Annotated in this window: 17 protein-coding genes and 2 pseudogenes; 7 read left to right on the top strand and 12 right to left on the bottom strand. The window is 67.0% G+C overall.

The genetic code is table 11. From position 1 onward, the window contains the following. Window positions 1–87: 87 nt before the first annotated feature. The gene (locus RVF83_RS08835; protein ID WP_005200327.1) at window positions 88–1,326 is read right to left on the bottom strand and encodes a metal-dependent hydrolase family protein; all 1,239 of its coding nucleotides are present in this window, start codon (window positions 1,324–1,326) and stop codon (window positions 88–90) included. A 192-nt stretch (window positions 1,327–1,518) separates the two neighbouring features. Continuing rightward, window positions 1,519–2,904, bottom strand: a complete 1,386-nt coding sequence (gene lpdA, locus RVF83_RS08830) for a dihydrolipoyl dehydrogenase (protein WP_005200329.1) — start codon at window positions 2,902–2,904, stop codon at window positions 1,519–1,521. 120 nt (window positions 2,905–3,024) lie between these two features. On the opposite strand from lpdA, the gene RVF83_RS08825 reads away from it, so the two are divergent. Further along, the gene (locus tag RVF83_RS08825) at window positions 3,025–3,621 is read left to right on the top strand and encodes a TetR/AcrR family transcriptional regulator (protein WP_005200331.1); all 597 of its coding nucleotides are present in this window, start codon (window positions 3,025–3,027) and stop codon (window positions 3,619–3,621) included. A gap of 79 nt (window positions 3,622–3,700) precedes the next feature. Further along, window positions 3,701–4,970 (top strand): annotated as a pseudogene (locus RVF83_RS08820) (NADH:flavin oxidoreductase). Between the two features lie 59 nt (window positions 4,971–5,029). On the opposite strand, the gene RVF83_RS08815 reads toward RVF83_RS08820, so the two are convergent. Then, on the bottom strand, window positions 5,030–6,622 hold the full coding sequence (locus tag RVF83_RS08815) for a serine hydrolase (protein WP_005200335.1): 1,593 nt from the start codon (window positions 6,620–6,622) through the stop codon (window positions 5,030–5,032). A gap of 252 nt (window positions 6,623–6,874) precedes the next feature. Here RVF83_RS08815 and RVF83_RS08810 point away from each other — a divergent pair, with 252 nt between their 5' ends. The 4 genes from RVF83_RS08810 to RVF83_RS08795 all read left to right on the top strand — a co-directional run bounded on the left by RVF83_RS08810 (window position 6,875) and on the right by RVF83_RS08795 (window position 12,182). After that, a complete protein-coding gene (locus tag RVF83_RS08810; protein WP_005200337.1) occupies window positions 6,875–8,935 on the top strand; it encodes a prolyl oligopeptidase family serine peptidase in 2,061 nt (686 codons plus the stop codon). 78 nt (window positions 8,936–9,013) lie between these two features. Next, the gene (locus tag RVF83_RS08805; protein WP_005200339.1) at window positions 9,014–9,724 is read left to right on the top strand and encodes a TerD family protein; all 711 of its coding nucleotides are present in this window, start codon (window positions 9,014–9,016) and stop codon (window positions 9,722–9,724) included. Beyond that, the gene (locus RVF83_RS08800; protein ID WP_005200341.1) at window positions 9,721–10,500 is read left to right on the top strand and encodes a cyclase family protein; all 780 of its coding nucleotides are present in this window, start codon (window positions 9,721–9,723) and stop codon (window positions 10,498–10,500) included. The genes RVF83_RS08805 and RVF83_RS08800 overlap by 4 nt, the downstream gene beginning before the upstream one ends. A gap of 5 nt (window positions 10,501–10,505) precedes the next feature. Continuing rightward, window positions 10,506–12,182: a thiamine pyrophosphate-binding protein gene (locus RVF83_RS08795; RefSeq protein WP_005200343.1), complete on the top strand. Its 1,677-nt coding sequence runs from the start codon at window positions 10,506–10,508 to the stop codon at window positions 12,180–12,182. Window positions 12,183–12,225: 43 nt separating this feature from the next. Here RVF83_RS08795 and RVF83_RS08790 read toward each other — a convergent pair whose 3' ends face one another. The 6 genes from RVF83_RS08790 to RVF83_RS08765 all read right to left on the bottom strand — a co-directional run bounded on the left by RVF83_RS08790 (window position 12,226) and on the right by RVF83_RS08765 (window position 16,725). Beyond that, window positions 12,226–13,020, bottom strand: a complete 795-nt coding sequence (locus RVF83_RS08790) for a hypothetical protein (protein WP_005200344.1) — start codon at window positions 13,018–13,020, stop codon at window positions 12,226–12,228. 51 nt (window positions 13,021–13,071) lie between these two features. Further along, window positions 13,072–14,022: a polyphosphate kinase 2 gene (ppk2, locus tag RVF83_RS08785; RefSeq protein WP_005200347.1), complete on the bottom strand. Its 951-nt coding sequence runs from the start codon at window positions 14,020–14,022 to the stop codon at window positions 13,072–13,074. Window positions 14,023–14,124: 102 nt separating this feature from the next. Further along, entirely contained in the window at window positions 14,125–14,643 is a 519-nt protein-coding gene (locus tag RVF83_RS08780) for a DUF6764 family protein (protein ID WP_005200348.1), read from the bottom strand. 133 nt (window positions 14,644–14,776) lie between these two features. Beyond that, entirely contained in the window at window positions 14,777–15,217 is a 441-nt protein-coding gene (locus RVF83_RS08775) for an SRPBCC family protein (protein ID WP_005200350.1), read from the bottom strand. A 106-nt stretch (window positions 15,218–15,323) separates the two neighbouring features. Then, the gene (locus RVF83_RS08770) at window positions 15,324–16,001 is read right to left on the bottom strand and encodes a DUF4166 domain-containing protein (RefSeq protein WP_005200351.1); all 678 of its coding nucleotides are present in this window, start codon (window positions 15,999–16,001) and stop codon (window positions 15,324–15,326) included. Between the two features lie 118 nt (window positions 16,002–16,119). Then, window positions 16,120–16,725: a TetR/AcrR family transcriptional regulator gene (locus tag RVF83_RS08765; RefSeq protein WP_005200352.1), complete on the bottom strand. Its 606-nt coding sequence runs from the start codon at window positions 16,723–16,725 to the stop codon at window positions 16,120–16,122. A gap of 108 nt (window positions 16,726–16,833) precedes the next feature. On the opposite strand from RVF83_RS08765, the gene RVF83_RS08760 reads away from it, so the two are divergent. After that, entirely contained in the window at window positions 16,834–17,316 is a 483-nt protein-coding gene (locus RVF83_RS08760) for a PaaI family thioesterase (RefSeq protein WP_005200353.1), read from the top strand. Between the two features lie 6 nt (window positions 17,317–17,322). Here RVF83_RS08760 and RVF83_RS08755 read toward each other — a convergent pair whose 3' ends face one another. From RVF83_RS08755 to RVF83_RS08745, 3 genes and pseudogenes are all read right to left on the bottom strand, one after another. Then, entirely contained in the window at window positions 17,323–18,135 is an 813-nt protein-coding gene (locus tag RVF83_RS08755) for a tyrosine-protein phosphatase (protein ID WP_005200354.1), read from the bottom strand. A 50-nt stretch (window positions 18,136–18,185) separates the two neighbouring features. Beyond that, window positions 18,186–19,212 (bottom strand): annotated as a pseudogene (locus RVF83_RS08750) (alpha/beta hydrolase). Between the two features lie 202 nt (window positions 19,213–19,414). Beyond that, window positions 19,415–20,356 (bottom strand): MSMEG_6728 family protein, encoded by a 942-nt coding sequence (locus tag RVF83_RS08745; protein WP_168432578.1) that lies wholly within the window; start codon window positions 20,354–20,356, stop codon window positions 19,415–19,417. Between the last annotated feature and the right edge of the window lie 137 nt (window positions 20,357–20,493).

Genomic DNA, 20,493 nt, shown 5'->3' with positions numbered 1-20,493 from the left:
ATGGTCGGTGAGTGCGCCTGACGTATACGACAAGAGCCGGTGACCGAACGGTCACCGGCTCTCACGAGATCGGTCGGTCGAAACCGATCAGACCGCGTAACCGCCACGATTGGAAGCTGCTTTGCCCTCCTTGAGGACCAGAAGGATGTTGTCATGGTCGGCGAGCGAGTCGATGTCGGCGAGCGGATCACCCTTGACGACGACGACGTCGGCGAGCTTGCCCGCCTCCAGGGTGCCCAGCTTGTCGGCGACGTCGCAGAGCTCGGCGGAGGTCTTGGTGCCGGCGACGATCGCCTGCATCGGGGTCATGCCACCGAACTTCACCAGGCAGCCGAGCTCGCCGAGGGTGGCACCGTGGTCGGGCACCAGACCGGCGTCGGTGCCGACGGCGACCTTGATCCCGGCATCGACCGACGCCGCGATGGACTCGTGAGCCAGCTTGTGCCACTTCTCGGACTTGGCGACCGCCTGCGGCGTCGCGGTGTCCGGCTTCAGTGTCTCGATCAGAGTGGGGACCAGGAACTGACCGCGCTCGACCATCTCCGTACGGAGTTCGTCGGTGAGTGCGTACCCGTGCTCGATGGAGTGCGCGCCACCCTGGACGGCGGCCTGGATACCGAGGAAACCGATCGCGTGCGCGGCGACCTTGCGTCCGCCGTAGTTCTCGGCCTCTTCGACCAGCGCGGCGACGATCTCGGTGCGGGCACCCAGCCAGTCGGGATCGTCACTGGGCGAGGAGACACCGCCGCTGGAGGCGACCTTGATGACGTCGACGCCGCTGCGGAGCAGCTCGCGGACGGCCTTGCGCGCCTCGTCGACGGTGTCGACCAGCTCACCACCGATCAGGCCGGTCCCGCTGAGGCCCGACGGGATGTGGAAGTCGGCGTGGCCACCGGTCTGGCTGAGCATCTTGTCGGCGACCAGCAGACGCGGGCCGGCGACCAGACCGTGGGCGACGGCGTCGCGGACGCCCACGTCGACACCCATGAGGTCGCGGACGGTGGTGACACCGGCCTCGATGGTGACCTTGAGCCGGTCGATGAGCTCGAAGAATCGGTACGACGCCGGCACCATCGCGGCCATGATCGGCGAGCCCTTGGTGCCCGGCAACGAGAGATGCACGTGGCAGTCGAAGAACCCGGGGGTCACGGTGTTGCCGCCGACATCCACCTTCACCGGCTTCGCCGATTCGTCGATCTGGGGGGCACCGGAAGCCGCACCGGCGTAGGTGATCTTGCCGTCGTCGATCACGACGACCGCGTCGGCGATCGGTTCGGCGCCGGTCCCATCGATCAGGCGAGCATTGTGAAGGATCGTTGTGGTCATGACTTTTGGTTATACCGTGTATTCATTCTTTTCCCGGCATCCGACGGAGAACCTCACACCGGGTCCCGCATTCATGCGCAGATTTGTTCCTCGGAATTGGCACGAAATTGCCACTCGCCGGAACCATGCAAACAAAATGAGGGATTCGTACCGTTTTTCCGGCACGAATCCCTCACTTCGCAAAGTGGGCTTCTACAGGTTGATCATGTGCCCGATCGCGCCGTGGAACGTCTCCTGCAGCGCCTCCGACATGGTCGGGTGGGTGTGCACATTGCGGGCCAGTTCTTTGGCGGTGAGGTCCCACTTGTGGGCCAGGGTCATCTCCGGGAGCATCTCGGAGACGTTGTCGCCCACCAGGTGACCGCCGAGCAGTTCGTCGGTGTCGGCGTTGGTGACCAGCTTGGCGAAGCCGGCGGTCTCGCCGAGGCCCTGCGCCTTGCCGTTGGCGGTGAACGGGAACGTGGTGGCCTTCACGTTGTAACCCTCGTCCTTGGCCTGCGCCTCGGTGAGGCCGAACGAGGCGACCTGCGGCTGGCAGAAGGTGGCGCGCGGCATGAAGCGGTAGTCGCCCAGCGTCATGGTCTCCTCGCCGGCGATGGTCTCTGCGGCGACGACACCCTGAGCCTCGGCGACGTGCGCGAGCTGCAGCTTGGCGGTCACGTCACCGATGGCGTAGATGCCCTCGACGTTGGTCCGCATGTAGTCGTCGATCGCGATGGCGCCGCGGTCGGTGAGCTCGACACCGGTCTTCTCGAGACCGAAGCCCTCGACGCGCGGGGCGAAGCCCACGGACATGAGGACCTTGTCGACGGTCAGCTCGCCTTCGGAGTCCTTCGCGTCCTTGTAGGTGACGGTGACGCTGTCGCCGTTGTCGGTGACGGACTGCACCTTGGTGGAGGTCAGCAGCTTGACGCCGAGCTTCTTGTATTCCTTGGCGACGGCCTTCGACGAGTCGGCGTCCTCGTTGGGCAGGACGCGGTCGAGGAACTCGACGATGGTGACGTCGACGCCGTAGTTGGCCATCACGTAGCCGAACTCCATACCGATGGCGCCCGCGCCGACGATGACGATGGACTCGGGCAGTTCACGGGTGAGGATCTGGGTCTCGTAGGTGACCACGTTCTCCGACAGTTCGACGCCCGGCAGCAGCTTCACGGTCGAGCCGGTGTCGATGATGACGTTGTCGAAGGTGATCTGGCGATCGCCCACGGTGATGGTTTTGGCATCGGTGAAGACGCCATAGCCGTCGATCTCGGTGATCTTGTTCTTCTTCATCAGGTAGTGGACGCCCTTGACGATGCCGTCCGAGACCTTGCGGCTGCGGTCGAACGCCGCGCCGAAGTCGAAGGACACGTCGCCACTCATGCCGAACGTCTTGGCCTGGTGGTTGAAGATGTGCGCGAGCTCCGCGTTCCGCAGCAACGCCTTGGACGGGATACATCCGACGTTGAGACATACACCGCCCCAGTACTTCTCCTCGATGACGGCGGTTTTCATGCCCAGTTGAGCCGACCGGATCGCGGCTACGTACCCACCTGGACCTGCACCCAATACAACTGTTTGAAAGTGTTCAGCCACGACAGCCACCCTACGTCTCCTCTGTCGATCGCCGCAGTCCGTCCCACTACTCTGCGGTAACTTCTCCGCGGGTTCAATCAATGATTGAAACGCTGTTTGATCTGTGGTTTCATCCCATCTGTGACCCAGACCACCGACTCGACGCCGTCCGGGGCCGGGTCGACCGGCACCCGAGAGGCCCTGCTCGCCGTCGCTGAGCGCCTCTTCCTGGCCGACGGCTACGACAAGGTGTCCGTTCGCGCGATCTGCGCCGCCGCCGACGCCAACCCCGCCGCCGTCCACTACCACTTCGGCACCAAGGACGACCTGACCATCGCGCTGCTCGAGTCACGGCTGGCCCCGTGCTGGGCCGACGCGGTGTCCTCGATCGACCCCGGGACCGATTCGGTGCGGCACATCGTGGACGTGCTGCTCGCCCCCTTCGTCGAACTCCAGGCCGATCCGACAGGTCACCTGCACCTACGCCTGCTGTCGCGGTTTGTGCTCAGCCATCCGAACGTCAACTGGACCGCCCGGTGGTTCGGGCTCGACCCGTTCGCCGACATCCTGCTCGACGCCATCCCGGGACTCCCCACCCGCGCGGCACGGCGCCGCTGGGCACTCGCCTTCCAGCTGATACTGCTGCGCTTCGGCAGCACCGAACCGCTCGACGCCCCGGCCGTCGACGCACTCGCGGGATTCGTCACCGCGGGCTTGTCGGCACCGCCCCCTTCGTGACAGCCCTCCGCAAGCTCCGGGCTTCCGCGAGGAGCCGAAGTATTCCGTCCGAGAACGAAAACGATTGAGAGGAACCGACGTGGACAGCCCCGACGCCGGACCGTTCAGCCCCGCCCAACTCGGCCCGCTCACCCTGCGGAACCGACTGATCAAGTGCGCCACCTTCGAGGGCATGACGCCCGACGCACTCGTCACCGACGAACTCGTCGAGTTCCACCGCGAGGTCGCGGCGGGCGGTGTCGCGATGAGCACCGTCGCCTACTGCGCGGTCTCACCGGAGGGTCGCACCGACCGCCACCAGATCTGGATGCGTCCCGAGGCGATGCCAGGTCTGCGCAAGCTGACCGACGCCATCCACTCCGAGGGCGCACTCGCGGCCGCACAACTCGGCCATGCCGGCGCAGTCGCGAACTCGGTCTCGAACCGTGCGAAGGCCTGGGGTCCGGGTCGCATCCCCGCACCGATGGGGATGTCGCTGACCCACAAGGCGAGTGTCTCCGACATCGCCGAGCTGCGGGTGAAGTTCCGGCAGGCCGCCCGCATCGCCGTCGACTCCGGCTTCGACGGACTCGAGATCCACTGCGGCCACAACTATCTCATCTCCAGCTTCCTGTCTCCCCTGCTCAACCACCGGCGCGACGGGTACGGTGGCAGCCTGGTCAACCGTGCGCGCATGGCACGCGAGGTCGTCGAGAGCGTGCGCGAGGAGGTCGGGGACGAGGCCGCGATCTGGGGTGAAGCTCAACACCTACGACGGCGTCGGCAAGCCCGATATCGAACGGTCGCCGGAGGCGCGTGCGAAGGGGCGCGCCAAGCTGAGCAGTTTCAATGTGGACGAGGCATGCCGGGTGGCCCAGCTGCTGGAGTCCGACGGCCACCTCGACGCCATCGAACCCACCGCGGGCAGCTCGCTGCTCAACCCGATGTACCTGTTCCACGGCGAGGCCCCTCGTAAGGAGTTCGCCGCAGCCTTCTCCGGTCCGATGAAGTACGGGCTCAAGGCTTTCGCACCGATCTTCCTCAAGCGCTACCAGTACCACGACGGCTACCTGCTGCCGCTCGCGCGCGAACTTCGAAAGGCCGTCGACCTGCCGATGATCCTGCTCGGCGGCATCACCGACCGGGCCTCGATGGACACCGCGATGGCCGAGGGCTTCGAGTTCATGGCGATGGGCCGGGCGATTCTGCGTGAACCGGACCTGCCGCTGCGCATCGCCGCCGACCCGACGACGACGTCGAAGTGCGTGCACTGCAACCTCTGCATGCCGACGATCTACTCGCACACGCGGTGCCCGATCCGCACCGGCGAGGTGCCCGATCCGCTGGCGGTTCCATCGCCGGCAACCTGAACCGACCCGGTAGCTGTCGCGTGTCGTGGCGCGGACCGCCTCGATACGCGACAGCTGCCTCAGCTCCGTAGGAAGACCCCGTCGCTCTCTTCGTCGTCGTAGTACTCGATCGTCATCTTCGGGCCGTCGAAAGTCACCCGGGAGATGCTGCCGAGTTCGGCGTTCTCGTCGTGCAGGGTGAAGGTGAACGTGTTGCCGTCCCAATGGGCGAGTTCATGTTTGCGAACGCCGCCCGGCCCCATCTCGAGGACCAGCTTGCCGTCCCGTTCCACGACCTCGGCCGGCCCGTACACGGCGTTCGCGTAGGTGCCCACAAAGGACGGCAACGGAAGCGACGGCGCCGGATTCGCCGGCCGTTCCTTCCCGACGAGCTCGCCGGCCGGGACCCCCAGGGGCGCATAGGCCTTGGCATACAAGTCCCGCCAGTCACTGCGGATCTCACCGAACTGCACGAGGTCCATGAACTCCGCTGCCAGGGCGTCGACCGCGCCGATGGGGGCGGCGTTGGACAGCACGACAATCGCGGTGTCCGCCGACGGCAGGATCGAGAACACGGTGCCGGCACCGGACGCGAAGGCGCCGGCGTGACTGAACTGGGTACGCGCGTCGGTGGTCACGCCGACGTTGAACCCGTAGCCGTAGAAGCCGGCGCGGGCATCCGGGTTCGCCGGCGGATTCGAGACGATCTGCGGCGACACCGCGGGCAGCAGCGCGTCCGGGGCGACTATCTCAGCTCCGTTGTGTTTGCCCTGCGCCAGAACCATCTTCAGCCAGATGGCCATGTCGTTGACCGTCGAACTGACGCCGCCGGCCGGCGACTGGGCGTCGGGGTCCCGGGGGATGTCGGTCTTGGCCCATTTGCCGTCGATCTTGATGTGCCCGACGGCTCGGTCGGCCCGCTTCTCGAAGTCGGCGAAGCGGGAACTGGTGCTGGTCATGCCCAGCGGCCCGTAGATGAGGTCCTGCGACAGCGTCGGCCAGTCCTTGCCGGCCTTCGCGGCGACCGCCTCACCACCGGTGGTGACACCGAAGTTGGTGTACGCGTAGCTGATCCGGAACGGGTCGAGAGGCATGAACCGAAGCCGCTGGAGGACCTCGGTCTGCGAGTAGCCCATGTCCTCGAGTTTGTCGCCGGCGTGATCGGGCAGACCGGATCGGTGCGAGTACATGTCGCCGACGGTCACGGTCCGGGTGACGTACGGTTCGGCGAGCGCGAACCAGGGCAGCCCCTCGACGATCGGCATGTCCCAGGCAACCGTCTTGTCGGTGACCGCCGCACCGACCACCGTCGATCCGACCGACTTCGACACGGACGCGAGCTGAAAGACCGTGTTCGGATCGACCTTCTGCCCGGTCGTCAGGTCCTTGACCCCGAACCCCTTCGCATACTTCGTCTCTCCGCCCGACACCACCGCCACCGCGAGTCCGGGCAGGCCCGTCGACGACATCAACGACCCGACGAGCCCGTCGAGCTGTCCGACCGCTTTGTCCACCGCACCGGCGGGTAGCGGCATCGCGTCCACGGCGTTCGGGTTCACCAGTGCCGACGCCCCTGACGGTTCGGCCGGCGGGTTGCCGGTACCCGACGAGGCGGTGTCGCAGGCTGCGACGAGCGCGACAACCGACAGGGCCGAGCAGGCCGCGAGTGACACGCGTCCCCATCTCGGGCCGTGCCATCGTGGGGTTCGCCCCGCGGCACCTGGGCCGGAGCGTCGGACAGGGACCGAATCGGAAGTGGGCATGCGGATCTCCTCATCCTCGCGGAGAAACATACCGCGAAGGACGCCCTGACGTGCACATACCGTGGTTCACCGGCACGATCTCGGCCAGGACGGGCACGGAGGTGACGCGGGTGGGTCCCGCACCGGCGATGGCCGGCACCCGTCCCGCGTAAGTTGGACGCCATGACCGAGCAGGCCGACGGCATCTCCACCAGCACCGACACCGACGATCCGTTTCTGTGGCTCGAGGACGTCACCGGGGACGACGCGCTGGCCTGGGTACGCTCCCACAACGAACCGACCGTCGAGACGCTCTCGTCGTCGGACCGCTTCCGCGACATGGAGGCGTCGGCGCTGGCGATCCTCGACACCGACGACCGGATTCCGTTCGTCCGACGTCGCGGCCGGTTCCTCTACAACTTCTGGCGCGACGCGACCAATCCCCGCGGGCTCTGGCGCCGGACGACGCTGGAGTCCTACGTGACCGATGCGCCCGAGTGGGAGATCATCCTCGACGTCGACGAACTCGCGCGCACCGAGGACGAGAACTGGGTGTGGTCGGGGGCCACGGTGCTCCGTCCCGAGTACGAACGCGCGCTGGTCTCGCTGTCGCGGGGCGGTGCCGACGCGAGCGTGATCCGCGAGTTCGACATCCCGACGCGGCAGTGGATCACCGACGGCTTCTCCCTGCCGGAGAACAAGTCGAGTGTGCGCTGGATCGACCGCGACACCGTCTATGTCGGAACCGATTTCGGCGATCAGCCGGACGGCGTCGGGTCGTTGACCGACTCCGGCTATCCCCGCGTGGTCAAACGCTGGTCGCGGGGCACCCCGCTGGAGGCCGCGACCACCGTCTTCGCCGGCGAGAAGAGCGACGTGTCGGTGCATGCGATCTACGACGACACCCCCGGCTTCGAGCGACATTTCATCTTGCGTTCGACGGACTTCTTCAACTCGCTGATGTTCGAATTGCGCGGCGGCGAACCGGAACTCGTCGACGTCCCGACCGATGCCCACGCCGGTGTGCGGATGAACTGGCTGCTGGTGATGACGCGGTCGGAGTGGACGGTCGACGGCACGACCCACGCCCCGGGCACCCTGCTGGCCTTCGACTACGACGACTACCGGGCCGGTGGCCGCGACGCGACCGTGCTGTTCACCCCGGATGCCCACACGAGTCTCGTCGACTATGCCTACACGCGTTCGCAACTCATCATCGTGACCCTGCACGACGTGCACACCAGAGTCGAGGTGCGCAAGCTCGGCAGCTGGGAGGTCATCGACTTCCCTGGCCTCCCGGGTCTCGCCACCGTGTCCGTCCTCGACACCGATCCGGACGAGAGCGACGAGGTGTTCTGGATGGCCACCTCGTTCACCGATCCGCCGAGCCTCCTGCACAGCAACGGGACCGCGCCGGAGGTCATCAAGCGCAGCCCGAGGTACTTCGACTCCGAATCGGTGATCGCCGAGCAGCATTTCGCCACGTCCGACGACGGAACACAGATTCCCTACTTTGTGATCCGTCGACGGGAGGTGACCAGCGGTCCCACCCTGCTCTACGGCTACGGCGGGTTCGAGAACTCGCTCACACCCAGTTACCTCTCGTTGTCGGGCAAGAACTGGATCGAGCGCGGCGGCATCTACGTCATCGCGAACATTCGCGGCGGCGGCGAATACGGTCCGTCGTGGCACACGCAGGCGCAGAAGGCCGGACGTCACAAGGTGTACGAGGACTTCGCCGCCGTGGCACGTGCCCTCGTCGACGGTGACCTCACCACTCCGGAACAGCTGGGCGCACAGGGCGGTTCCAACGGCGGGCTCCTCATGGGCGTCATGCTCACCCGATACCCGGAACTCTTCGGCGCGTTGGTGTGTCAGGTCCCTCTGATCGACATGAAGCGCTATCACCTGCTCCTCGCCGGCGCGTCGTGGGTGGCCGAGTACGGCGACCCCGACGACCCCGAGCAGTGGGAGTTCATGAAGCCGTTCTCGCCCTACCAGAACATCGATCCCGGCGCCTCGTACCCGCCGATCCTGGTCACGACGTCCACCCGAGACGACCGCGTCCATCCCGGACACGCCCGCAAACTCGTTGCGCGGCTGGAGGAAAGCGGTCACGAGGTGCTCTACTACGAAAACATCGAGGGCGGCCACGGCGGCGCCGCGGACAACAAGCAGGCCGCGTTCAAGTCCGCGCTCGCGTTCGAGTTCCTGTGGCGGACGCTCGCTCCCGAGACGGATTGAGAACGCTGTTCTCCACTACCCTGGACACCAGATCACGCGACCGACGACGATGCCGCGCAGACGAGATGAGGAAACCTGATGGGGATCGACTACACCAAGCGACCGAAAGCCCAACCGCCGCACCCCCCGACCCCGCCTGCATCAACACCGCCCGCACCGGTCCAGGGCCAGCAGCCGCCGGCCCAACCGGTGTCGCTCTCCAAGATCACGCTGACCAAGTCGGCGCCGAGCATCTCGTTGAGCAAGCAGGGCGCGACCACCGGCCAGGTGCGCGTCAACCTCAGCTGGACCGCGAACTCCTCCGGCGGCGGCTTCTTCCGCAAGGCCAAGGGCATCGACCTCGACCTCGGCTGCCTGTGGGAGTTCACCGACGGCAGCAAGGGAATCGTCCAGGCCCTGGGCAATTCGTTCCAGGCGCCCCGCGAGGGACAGCCGATCATCTACCTCGACGGGGATGACCGGAGCGGCTCCGGCGGCGAGAACATGTACATCGACCTCGCCGCCACCAACCGAATCCGTCGAATCCTGATCTTCGCCTACATCTACGAGGGCACGCCGAACTGGGCCAGCGCCAACGGCGTCGTCACGTTGTCGCCGGTCAGCGGCCCGCAGATCGAGGTCCGCCTCGACGAGGCCGACCAGTCGGCCATCTCGTGCGCCATCGCGCTGCTCGAGAACCGCGGTGGCGAACTCGTGATCAACCGCGAGGTCCGCTACATCCGCGGTGCCCAGGACAAGGTCGACGAGGCCTATGGTTGGGGCATGAACTGGCGGGGCGCACGCAAGTGAACGCCACCGCCCTGTCCGGTTTCCTCACCGGCCTCGCCGACGGATCCCTCCGGGTGATCGACCTGACCACCCCGTTGTCGAGTTCCACCCCGGCCCTGCGGTTGCCGGCCCCGTTCGCGAACCTGATCGACTTCAGCCTCGAAGAGGTCAGCGCCTATAACGAACCCGGTCCGTACTGGCGGCACAACAACATCCACACCGGCGAGCACATCGGCACTCACCTCGACGCGCCGATTCACTGGATCAGCGGTCGTGACGGTGACGATGTCTCGCAGATCCCGGTGCAGCGGCTGATCGGCCCGGCCGCGGTCCTCGAGCTCACGGCAAAGGTCGTCGACGATCCGGACTACCTGCTCGAGGTCGCCGACGTCGAGGCGTGGGAGGCCGAGCACGGTGAACTGCTTCCGGGCGCCTGGCTGCTGCTGCGCACCGGCTGGGAGTCGCGCGGCGGGTCGGAGGCCGAGTTTCTCAACGCCGACGAGACCGGCTCGCACACCCCCGGCGTCTCGGTCGAATGCGCGGAGTGGCTGGCCACGCAGCGCCAGATCACCGGACTCGGCGTCGAGACCGTCGGTGTCGACGCCGGTCTCGCAGGCGGTTTCGATCCGGCCTTCCCCGTGCACTACCACTTCCTCGGCAACGACAAGTACGGCCTGACCTCGCTGCGGAACCTCGGATCGCTGCCGGCGACCGGTGCCGTGATCGTCGTCAGTCCGCTCCCGATCGTCGGCGGCACCGGAAGCCCGTCGCGGGTCCTGGCGATCGTCGAGAGCTGACCGGCGTGACCGGCTCAGCGACCGCGTACGGCCCCACCGTCGGTGACATCGTGGGCCGCGTGCTCGCCGACCTCGGGGTCGGTCATGCCTTCGGTGTGGTCGGCAGCGGCAACTTCGTGATGACGAACGCACTGCGCGCCGGCGGGGTCGGGTTCACCTCGGCACGCCACGAGGGTGGCGCGGCATCCATGGCGGACGCCTACTCCCGTATGTCGGGACGGGTCGGAATCCTCACCGTGCACCAGGGTTGCGGCCTGACCAACGCGGTCACAGGTATCGCCGAGGCGGCGAAGAGCCGTACCCCGATGATCGTGCTGACCGCCGACGCCCCGGCCGCCGCGCTGCAGTCGAATTTCCGGATCGACCAGGAGGCGCTGTCGACGAGCGTCGGTGCGGTCAGCGATCGGGTTTACGGCCCGAACACGGTGGTCACCGATGTGACCCGGGCCTACCGGACCGCGGTGACACAGCGCCGAACCGTTGTCCTCAACGTCGCGATCGACGTGGCCGCGGCGCCCGCCGAGGTGGCCGGGCCCATCATCGCTTCGATTGCGGCGCCACGGGTTCGGCCGGACACCGCGTCGGTGGCGGCGCTCGTCGACGCCCTCCGCGCGGCCCGCCGGCCGGTGTTCGTCGCGGGACGGGGCGGTCGCGGAGCGGGTCCGCAGATGGCGGCGCTCGCTGAGGCGAGCGGCGCACTGCTCGCCACGTCGGCCGTGGCCAACGGACTCTTCGAGGGAAATCCCTTCTCGCTGGGCATCTCCGGCGGATTCTCGTCGCCGACGGTCGCCGAGCTCATCGGCGACGCGGACCTCATCGTCGGGTGGGGTTGCGCGCTCAACATGTGGACGATGCGGCACGGCCGGCTCATCGGCGATGAGACCGTGGTCGCCCAGGTCGATGTCGAGGTCGAGGCGATCGGCGCGCATCGCCCGGTCGACGTCGGCGTGGTGGGCGATTGCGCGGCGACCGCCGCCGACGCTCTCGCCATGCTCTCCTCGGCTCCCCTGTTGCACAACGGATACCGAACACCCGAGGTCGCCGAACGGATCGCCGGGTCGGCGCGGTGGCGAGACGTCCCGGTCACCGCCGAACCCGTCGAAGGCCGAATCGACCCGCGCGCGTTGAGCATCGCCCTCGACGAGATCCTCCCCGCCGACCGCGTCCTGTCGATCGACTCGGGCAATTTCATGGGCTACCCGTCGACTCATCTGTCGGTGCCCGACGAGTTCGGCTTCTGCTTCACCCAGGCATTCCAGTCGATCGGCCTCGGGCTGGGCACGGCCATCGGCGCGGCGATCGCCCAACCCACCCGGTTGCCAATCCTCGGCACCGGCGACGGTGGTTTTCTGATGGCGATCTCCGAGCTGGAAACCGCTGTTCGACTGGCACTTCCGCTCGTCGTGATCGTCTACAACGACTCCGCATACGGCGCCGAGGTGCACCACTTCGGCGACGCCGACATGACGACCGTGACCTTCCCCGAGGTCGACATCGCCGCGATTGCCCGCGGCCACGGCGCGACCGGGGTGACCGTCACCGGGTTCGACGACCTCGACGAGGTACGGCGCTGGGTCGCCTCACTGGACTCCCCCAGACCGTCCGGCCCGCTGGTCATTGACGCCAAGATCACCGACGACGGCGGATCCTGGTGGCTCGCGGAGGCGTTCGCAGGGCACTGAGCCCTTCGAGGCTCGCTCCGCTCACACCTCAGGGAGTGGACGCTCAGCGCCGGCCCGCGAAGATCACCCGGCCGATGAACCCGACGACGATCATTGCGATGCCCACCCCGCCGACGATCATCGCGACCTGGGTGAGGTCGGAGTAGGCCCCGTCGATGATCAGCTCGGCCACCTGCCGACCGGAGGATTCGGCGCCGGCGACCTCCTGCTTGGCGCGGTCGGCGAAGAACAGGCCGATGGCCCAGCTCGCCACCCCGGCCGCGACGGCGCCCACCCCGAGCCAGGCGAAGACCGTGGTCCGCCGGTGGGCGAGCACGAGGGCGAGGAGTCCGGCGATGACCGCGACCGCCGCCGAGCCCCGGGCGAGCATGGTGATCTGGTTGCCGACCTCGGCGTATCTACCGGCCTCCAGACCCGAAGCGCCGTTGGTCAATTCGACGACGACCGGACCCGAGATCTCCTTCGGCGTGCCGGTCAGGTTGAGCGCCCGGTTGATCATCGCGGTGATGTCGAGCTGCATGACGGACGTATCCTCGCCCGGTGCGGGTTCGGTGAAGAGCCACGCGTGCTGCTGGCCGACGACGTCGGCGAAGTCGAGGCGGAACTGCTCGCTGTCGGTGTATTGCGCGGCCAGCGGACGCACCAGCGCACCCGCGATCGGCAGATCGGTGCGGGCGGTGGCCTGGGCGGCGATCTCGTCGGCGAGGTAGTCCTTCACCTTCTGGTTCTCGGCCATCGGCGCGACGGTGGAGACGAATCCGTCCTGGTCGACGATGCGCAGGTCCAGCCACAGAGCCGGGACCGCGAGTACCGTCGCCGCCATCGCGACGAGCGTCATCAGAGCACTCAGAAAGCTTCGCACCCCACGAGGCTACCGAGCCCCCGATCGCTACTCCCCGACGACGTCCGCGGCGCGTCCGACGATCAGCGGGTCCGGCCGGCCGACGAAGTCGTGGTTCTTGCCGTCGTACTCGAAGAGGCTGAGCACGTGCCGCATCGCGTTGATGCGGGCGCGCTTCTTGTCGTTGGACTTCACCACCGTCCACGGTGCGTGGTCGGTGTCGGTGGCGGCGAACATCGCTTCCTTGGCCTCGGTGTAGGCGTCCCACTTGTCGAGCGAGGCGAGGTCCATCGGCGAGAGCTTCCACTGCCGGACCGGATCGATCTGCCGGATCGCGAACCGCGTGCGCTGCTCGAGCGGGGTCACCGAGAACCAGAACTTGACCAGGTTGATGCCGTCGTCGACGAGCATCTTCTCGAATGCCGGGACCTGCGACATGAACTGCGTGTACTGCTGCGGATTACAGAAACCCATGACGCGTTCGACGCCGGCCCGGTTGTACCAGGAGCGGTCGAAGAAGACCATCTCGCCGCCGGCCGGCAGGTGCTGGACGTAGCGCTGGAAGTACCACTCGGTCGACTCGCGCTCGCTCGGCTTCTCCAGGGCGACGACGCGTGCGCCGCGCGGGTTGAGGTGTTCGTTGAAGCGTTTGATCGTGCCACCCTTGCCGGCGGCGTCGCGGCCCTCGAAGACCAGCAGGTGCCGTTGCCCGGTCTGCTTGGACCACTTCTGGAGCTTGAGCAACTCGATCTGCAGGCGACGTTTGGTGACCTCGTACTCGCGCCGGCTCATCCGCTCTTCGTACGGATAGTCCTGACGCCAGGTGTCGACCACGTTGCGATGCGGCAGCGTCAGCAGGACCGGGTCGTCGTCATCGTCGTCGTTCACGGTGAACTGAGTGACGTCGTGCAGGTCGACGAGCTGCTGGAGTGCCTCTCGGCCGTTCAGGACACTGAAGTCCGGGCCGACGTGGGGGTCTACATCGTGAAGATCGGTCACGATCCCACGATAGGCCGACCGGGTGGACCACGCCCGACGCGACGGTGAACGACGCGCCGCGTCGGGCGGGATCGGTCTCAGATCGGTGGACGAGCCGACCGGTCAGTTGCGCAGATCGATGGAACCCGAATGCAGGCAGGCCTTTCCGGTGGTCGAGTCGACGGCCGCCGCGAAGCCGCCGCTGCACACCGCGCCGTCGGGTCCGGCGTATGCCTGCCCACCCCAGCCGCCGATCGCCACGGTGGTACCGCCGCGGCGTGCCTGCGCGATGGACAGCGCCTTGGGTCCGGTGGTCACCGAGTACGCCACGCCGCGCGAGTTGGCACCCGCGAGAGCCGACGACCCGGGTTGCAGGTTGAACGAGTTGGCCGAGCCGCCGTTGTCCGACACCGAGATGGCCGTGCCGTTGCCACTGCGGTCCTCCGCGGTCGCACTGCTACCCAGCCCGGCCTTGGCGCCGCACCCGCTGGCCCCCACGACCCGTTCGACCTGATGCCCGTTCGAGACCGAACACTGGACCGCCGACGCAACGCCCTCACCGGACAATCCGGCGAATGCGACACACCCGACGCCACCCGCCAGAAAGACCAGCGCCCGAACAGCAAATTTGTTGATTTTCAAGGGATTTGGCCTCCATGGTGCAACGGCTGGGCTGATGACGATCCCAGGGTACTCGCGACTCGCGCCGGCCACCCGGGGGATCACCGGGTCGGCACGTTCGGATGACGCCGGCCCGGTTGGAGCGCGGTTCGGCTCAACCGGCAGCGCGCTTCTCGGCCTCGGCGGTGAGTCCCTTGCGGGCGGTGTCGACGGCCATCTTCTGCGCTCGTTTGACGATCAGCCCGGGCAGTTTGATCTTGAGGTCGACAGCCAGGTCGAAGTGCACGCGCGAACCCTTGTCGGTGGCCGTGACGGTGTACTTGCCGTGCTGTTCACTGAGTTGGTTGGACTGGATCAGACGCCACTCGCAGGTCGTCTCGGTCCACTCGTAGGTGCATGTCTGCTCGTCGGAGATCCCGGCCGCGGTGACCACCATCCGCACCGTCTTCGGAGTGCCGTTGTCGTGCTCGTCGATGATCTCGGCCTCCTTGTGGGGGCCCGACCAATCCGGGAGGGACTCGATGTCCATGAGTACTTCCATCACCACCGAGGCCGGGGCGGATACGTCGAATTCGATGTTCGCGGAGACTGCCATGGGGTGAACCTACCGCCCGGCCTCCGAGGGCACACACCGAACCGCGGGCCGGCAGGATTCGCGCTGGTCGAACAACCCGGTGCCCCGGGTCGGGACACGGAGGGGATCAGCTCTCCCGGTCGACGAGATCCACCGGCCACGCCTCGTCGGGGATGTCGCGCAGCGTGCACGCCTGGTCCACAGCCGTGAACCATCCGCGGAAATGCATGATCTCGCCGATGACCGGATTGCGGACCGTCATGTCGCAACGGAAGCGTTCGCGCTTCTCGTCCCACCCCTCGATGAACTTCATCTGCGCGGTGAAGAGGCCCTTCATGCCCACCTTCGGCCCGCGTCCCAGCCAGCGCATCGGACCGCTCTCGAGGAGCAGTTCGCCGGACGGGGTCACCGACGGCTCGATCGGATAGAGGAACTCGGGTCCGTCGCCGAAGTAGTCGACAAGTCCGGTACGTCCCGCGACGAGCAGAGAGTTGAGTTTGCGCGGGCCGGTCGTGTACTGGAAGGTCCGCAGCACCGCCAGGGATTCGCGCTCGAGCTCGTCGACGTAGCAGTAGTAGGCCTGCGTGAACGGGACCATCCGACTGGTCTTGGACGGCAGGGCGTTTCGCTTGGCGTAGTGCCAGAGAGCCGGCGGGGGCATCGCCGAGGACACGTACACCGACTCGAACATCCCGTGGCAGATCTGGGCTACCCCGGAGGTGGAGTCGATGCCGTAACGCCAGGCGACGTTGGGATGGAGGCGGTCGAAGTCCGAGCCCAGCACATGCCGGAAGACCGGCGTCATCGCGTCCCCTCCCGAACTCGGCCCAGCGTCGCTTTCCCGGCATACTGCCACCGAGGTGGCGCCATCGTGAACCTACTACGGCGCTCGCCACAAGCCAACGGCTAAGGGTGACAAGCGCCTACCGGTGGACCGCCGCATCGCAGAGCGCGGCCAACTCGTCGATGACGCGATCGAGCGGTTCGACGCTGCGCTGCGTCTGGCACAGTGCGACCGCTCCCTCGATGGCGGCCACGACCAGGTTCGCCAGCGAATCGGCGCGTTCACTGTCCACACCGTCGACGACGAGCCGGGCGGTGATGAGATCCGCCCAGCGGCGGAGGATCTCGGCGGCGGCGTCGGCCACCTCGGGCTCGCCCCGCCGCGCCAGTCCGCCGGCGATGACCGGGCAGCCGAACTGGTAGTCGGTGTTGACCAGCATGCGCCGCCAGACGCCGCCGATCTCTCGAACGGTCTCGGCCGGGGTGAGGGTTGCCCGCCGCGCGAGCCGCTCGGCGATGAAGTCCCCCGCGTATCGGACCGCCTCGGTCATGAGCTGGGTCTTGCCGCCGGGAAAGTGGTGATAGATGGACCCGCGAGGGGCGGCGCTCGCGGAGATGACGTCGCCGATCGAGGTCGCGGCGACACCGTCGCGGCCGATCAGGTCCGCGGCGTGGACGATCATCCGTTCCCGTGGACCACGCTCATCCGATCCGGAGATGACGGATTCGGCGGAATGCAGCGCCATGACCTGCTCCTTCATCTCGCCCCGGGTGGCCTATGCAACTATACATAGCCCGACCGCCCGAGAGGCGCGCCCGAGCAGGTATGCAGGTCTTCATAATCTCCGGATTCTATGCAACCATGCATAGTCATGACGACTTACACCGAGTCCACCCTGGATCCCACCGCCATGTCGGGGCTGGAACTGCTGCGCGCCTGGCAGGCGGGCGGGGCCGGCACCGATCGACCGAGTATCGGCCGACTGCTGGGAATGGTTCCCAAGGAGATCGAGGAGGGCACCGTGACCTTCGCAGTGACCCCGCAGCCCGACTTCGCCAATCCGCTCGGCACCGTGCACGGCGGCGTCTGTGCCACGTTGCTCGACTCGGTCATGGGCTGCGCCGTCCACACGACGCTGCCGGCCGGCGTCGGTTACACCACTCTCGAGCTGAAGGTGAACTACATCCGGACCGTCGCCGTCGACGCCGGTGAGCTGACCGGCGTCGGCACCGTCATCCACGCCGGACGCACCACGGCCACCGCCGAGGGCAAGGTGTACTCCGACGACGGGAAACTGGTCGCGCACGGCACGACCACGTGCATCGTCTTCCGGTAGACCCGATCAGCCCTCGACGAGGAAACGCTCGCGGATCTTGTCCTGCTCGCGGGTACCGATGCCGAGCGCCTCGCTGAAATACCCCTCGATCCCGCCGAACCGGGTCCGCACCTCGTCGAAGGCTGCGTCGAGGTAACCCGCGTCGACGCCGAGCACGCCGACGAGTAGCTGCGGGTCGCCGCCCGCGGCCGCGAAACCGTCGAAGATGGGCTTCAACGCCGGGATGAGCCGCTCGTTGGTGAGCAGGTAATCGCGATAGACGTCCTCCTTCCCCACCCCGACCAGGGTGAGGAACGCGGCGGCTGCCCAGCCGGTGCGGTCCTTGCCGGTCGTGCAATGGAAGAGGATCGGACCCGGTGCGTCGCCGAGAAGGCCGCGATAGAACTCCGAATAGGCGGCGGTGGCACTCGGCAGGGTGATCATCTCGCGGTAGGTGCCCGCGATCATCTCGCGCGCCTTACCGCCGGCCAGGACCTGGTCGGCCTGGGCGACCACGGCCGGATCCGCGAGTACGGCACCGATGTTGGCCGGGATCGACATCTGGGCATCGGCGAGGACATCCAGCCCGACCTCGGTGGCGTCGGGCAGGGACGGGTCCGGGATGGCCTCCCGCTCGTGCACCGAACGGAGGTCATACACCGTGCGGAGGCCGAGCGCCTCGAGCGCGGCGAAGTCGGAGTCGGCGAGCGACGAGAAGTCCGTCGACCGGAACAGCAGCCCGGAGCGCACCACTCGCCCGTCGGCGGTCCGCCAGCCGCCGAGGTCACGCAGATTCGGGAGGCTGCCGATCGGGCTCGGCGCGCCGGGTGTCACTGTCACGCGACCCATCGTCGCAGATGAACACGCCTCACCGGCGTCCAGCCGGTCGATCAGCGGGTCAGAGCACGCTCGAGCATCGGCCACGACTTGGCCAGCTGGTCCTGCCAATACGGCCACGAATGCGTCCCGGGCTCGTAGTCGAACGTCGCGGGGATGCCGAGTTGACCGAGCCGGCGCTCGAGATTGCGCGTGCAGTGATATGTCGCCGCCTCGATTGCACCGCCCACCGCTATCTGATCGGCGTAGATGACGGTGTCGCCACTGATCCCCGCGCCGGTGAGCCGATCGTGCGGACCGGGCAGGCCGGTGCCCGAACTGATGTAGATGGACTTCCCGCGGAGCTTGCCGGCGTTGACCACCGGGTCGTGCTCCCGCCACGCCGGCGATCCGATCGGCCCCCAGATGTTGGTCATGTCACCGCCACCGCGGAGTTCGACCACCGCCTGGATCGCCAGTCGGCCGATGTTGGTGCTCGTTTCCGCACAGCCGCTGTACGACGCGACCGCGGTGTAGAGATGGGGAGCGGCCTCGGCGAGGCTCAGGACCGATGTGCCCGCCATCGAGATACCCGCGATGGCGTTGACCCCGGTGGTGTTGAGTTCGTCGTCGATCACCGGCGGGAGTTCCTTGGTCAGAAAGGTGGTCCATTTGTTGCGCCCGAGGACCGGGTCGACCCGCACCCCAATCGGTGTAATAGCTGTAGGCACCGCGCATGGGGACGACGATGTTGACATTCTTGTCATCGACGAAGTCGACGATATCGGTCTGCTCGAACCAATGGCCGTTCCCCTCGCCGCCCCCGGCGCCATTCAGCAAATAGAGTGTGGGGCGAGGTGTCGACGTGTTCTCGGGAACCAGCACGCGGATCGGGACATCACGTTTCATCGCCGCCGAATGCACGGTGAGGTCGAGGACACGACCTTGCTCGACAGCTTCGGTCAACCGCTCCACCCGGGCCGTCCGCACCCCGTCGTCAGCCGACGCAGTCGCCGGTATGGCAAGGGCGACAACGGTTGTCAAGATCGAGACCAGCGCAACGGTCAGGCGCCGGTGGCAATCACCGCCAACAGCAGACATCTGTGTCCCTCCGGCAGACTTCAACCGCGCCACGGTCTCGACAACGGAATACGAACGAATAGGAATCGATCCGGATACGACGGACGATACTCAACATCGTCGCATGCGTCCGCTATATGTCGGAGACCGGACACGAATTGTCGTTCGGGAGAAGCGGGATAGCGTTCTGCAAAAGGGCGATTAGCCATGACAAGCGCTGAATTCAACCAGATGGACGACCCTTTTCCCAGTCCGGAACCCCATCGGTGGTGACTGACACCGGAAACATCGCCCGCGGGTTCTGGAGGAGCGCGGGTGGGAGTACAGACCCACGTGCCAGTGGGCCGGTCCACCGGACACGCCGCCGATGTGGAGTGAGAGTCTTTCCGCGCCGAGTGAACGCGTAGTCGCTCTCCACGACCCCGAGCTCGAGCGTGGTCGGGTCGTCGGGATCGACGATCGCCACCTCGTCACCGGGGGCCAGGTCGTCGACGAAGGACGCGAGTACGCGGAGGTCCTTACCCGGTCGCCGTCCTGGGCTGCACTCCTTGAGCAGGGCGCGCAAACCGTCGGCGGTGGCCGTCGCGGCATCGACATCGATACCGGATTCTGTACCGAGACCGACCATGTCGCTCCGCCGGAACTCATCGAACTGCTCTTTCGACGACGGCCGGATGATCCACACCGTGCGACCGCGATCATTCCGGTCGGGCGCCGGTTCCGGCGGCTCCGGCCAGAAGTACGGGAGATCGTCGGGCACGTCGCCGAACTCGGCGACGTAGAAGTCGGGGTCTTTGCGCAGCAGCGCCGATCGGTGGCTGCGATGGAGGCGCTCGTCGCCCAGCCAGGGCGGCATCAGTCCGGCGTCGGCGAGATCCGACTGGGACGCGTCCACTGCCTCCGGGGCGAACTCGGCGATCATCGCGGCCGTCGTGTCCGCACGTCCCTCACGACGCCAGACGTCGACGAAGGCGAGACCGTAGGAGACGAGTGCGGGAGTGTGGCCGCGCCACATGGTGACCGCAGGGTGGTTGCCCCAGCCGTAGTCGAACAGCTCCAGGGCACGCAGGATCTGCAGCGTCTCCACCCGCTGCTTACCGAGCCGCGCGGGGTCGAGGGCCTCGGCGGACCGCCGGAAGTCCGGGTAGGGCAGGAACGTCTGCATCGACAGTGCCTTACCCAAACCCGGCTGTTCGCACACGAGGATCAGCCGTCGTGCACCTTCTCCAGGACCTGGGTGAACGTCTCGGCGGGGCTGCGCGCCATTCCGGCGGACGGCGGAAACACGAAACCGGCCCACTC

The organism is Gordonia rubripertincta (assembly GCF_038024875.1).
GTDB classification, from domain to species: Bacteria; Actinomycetota; Actinomycetes; order Mycobacteriales; family Mycobacteriaceae; genus Gordonia; species Gordonia rubripertincta.
This window is presented reverse-complemented; position numbering and strand designations above follow the sequence as displayed.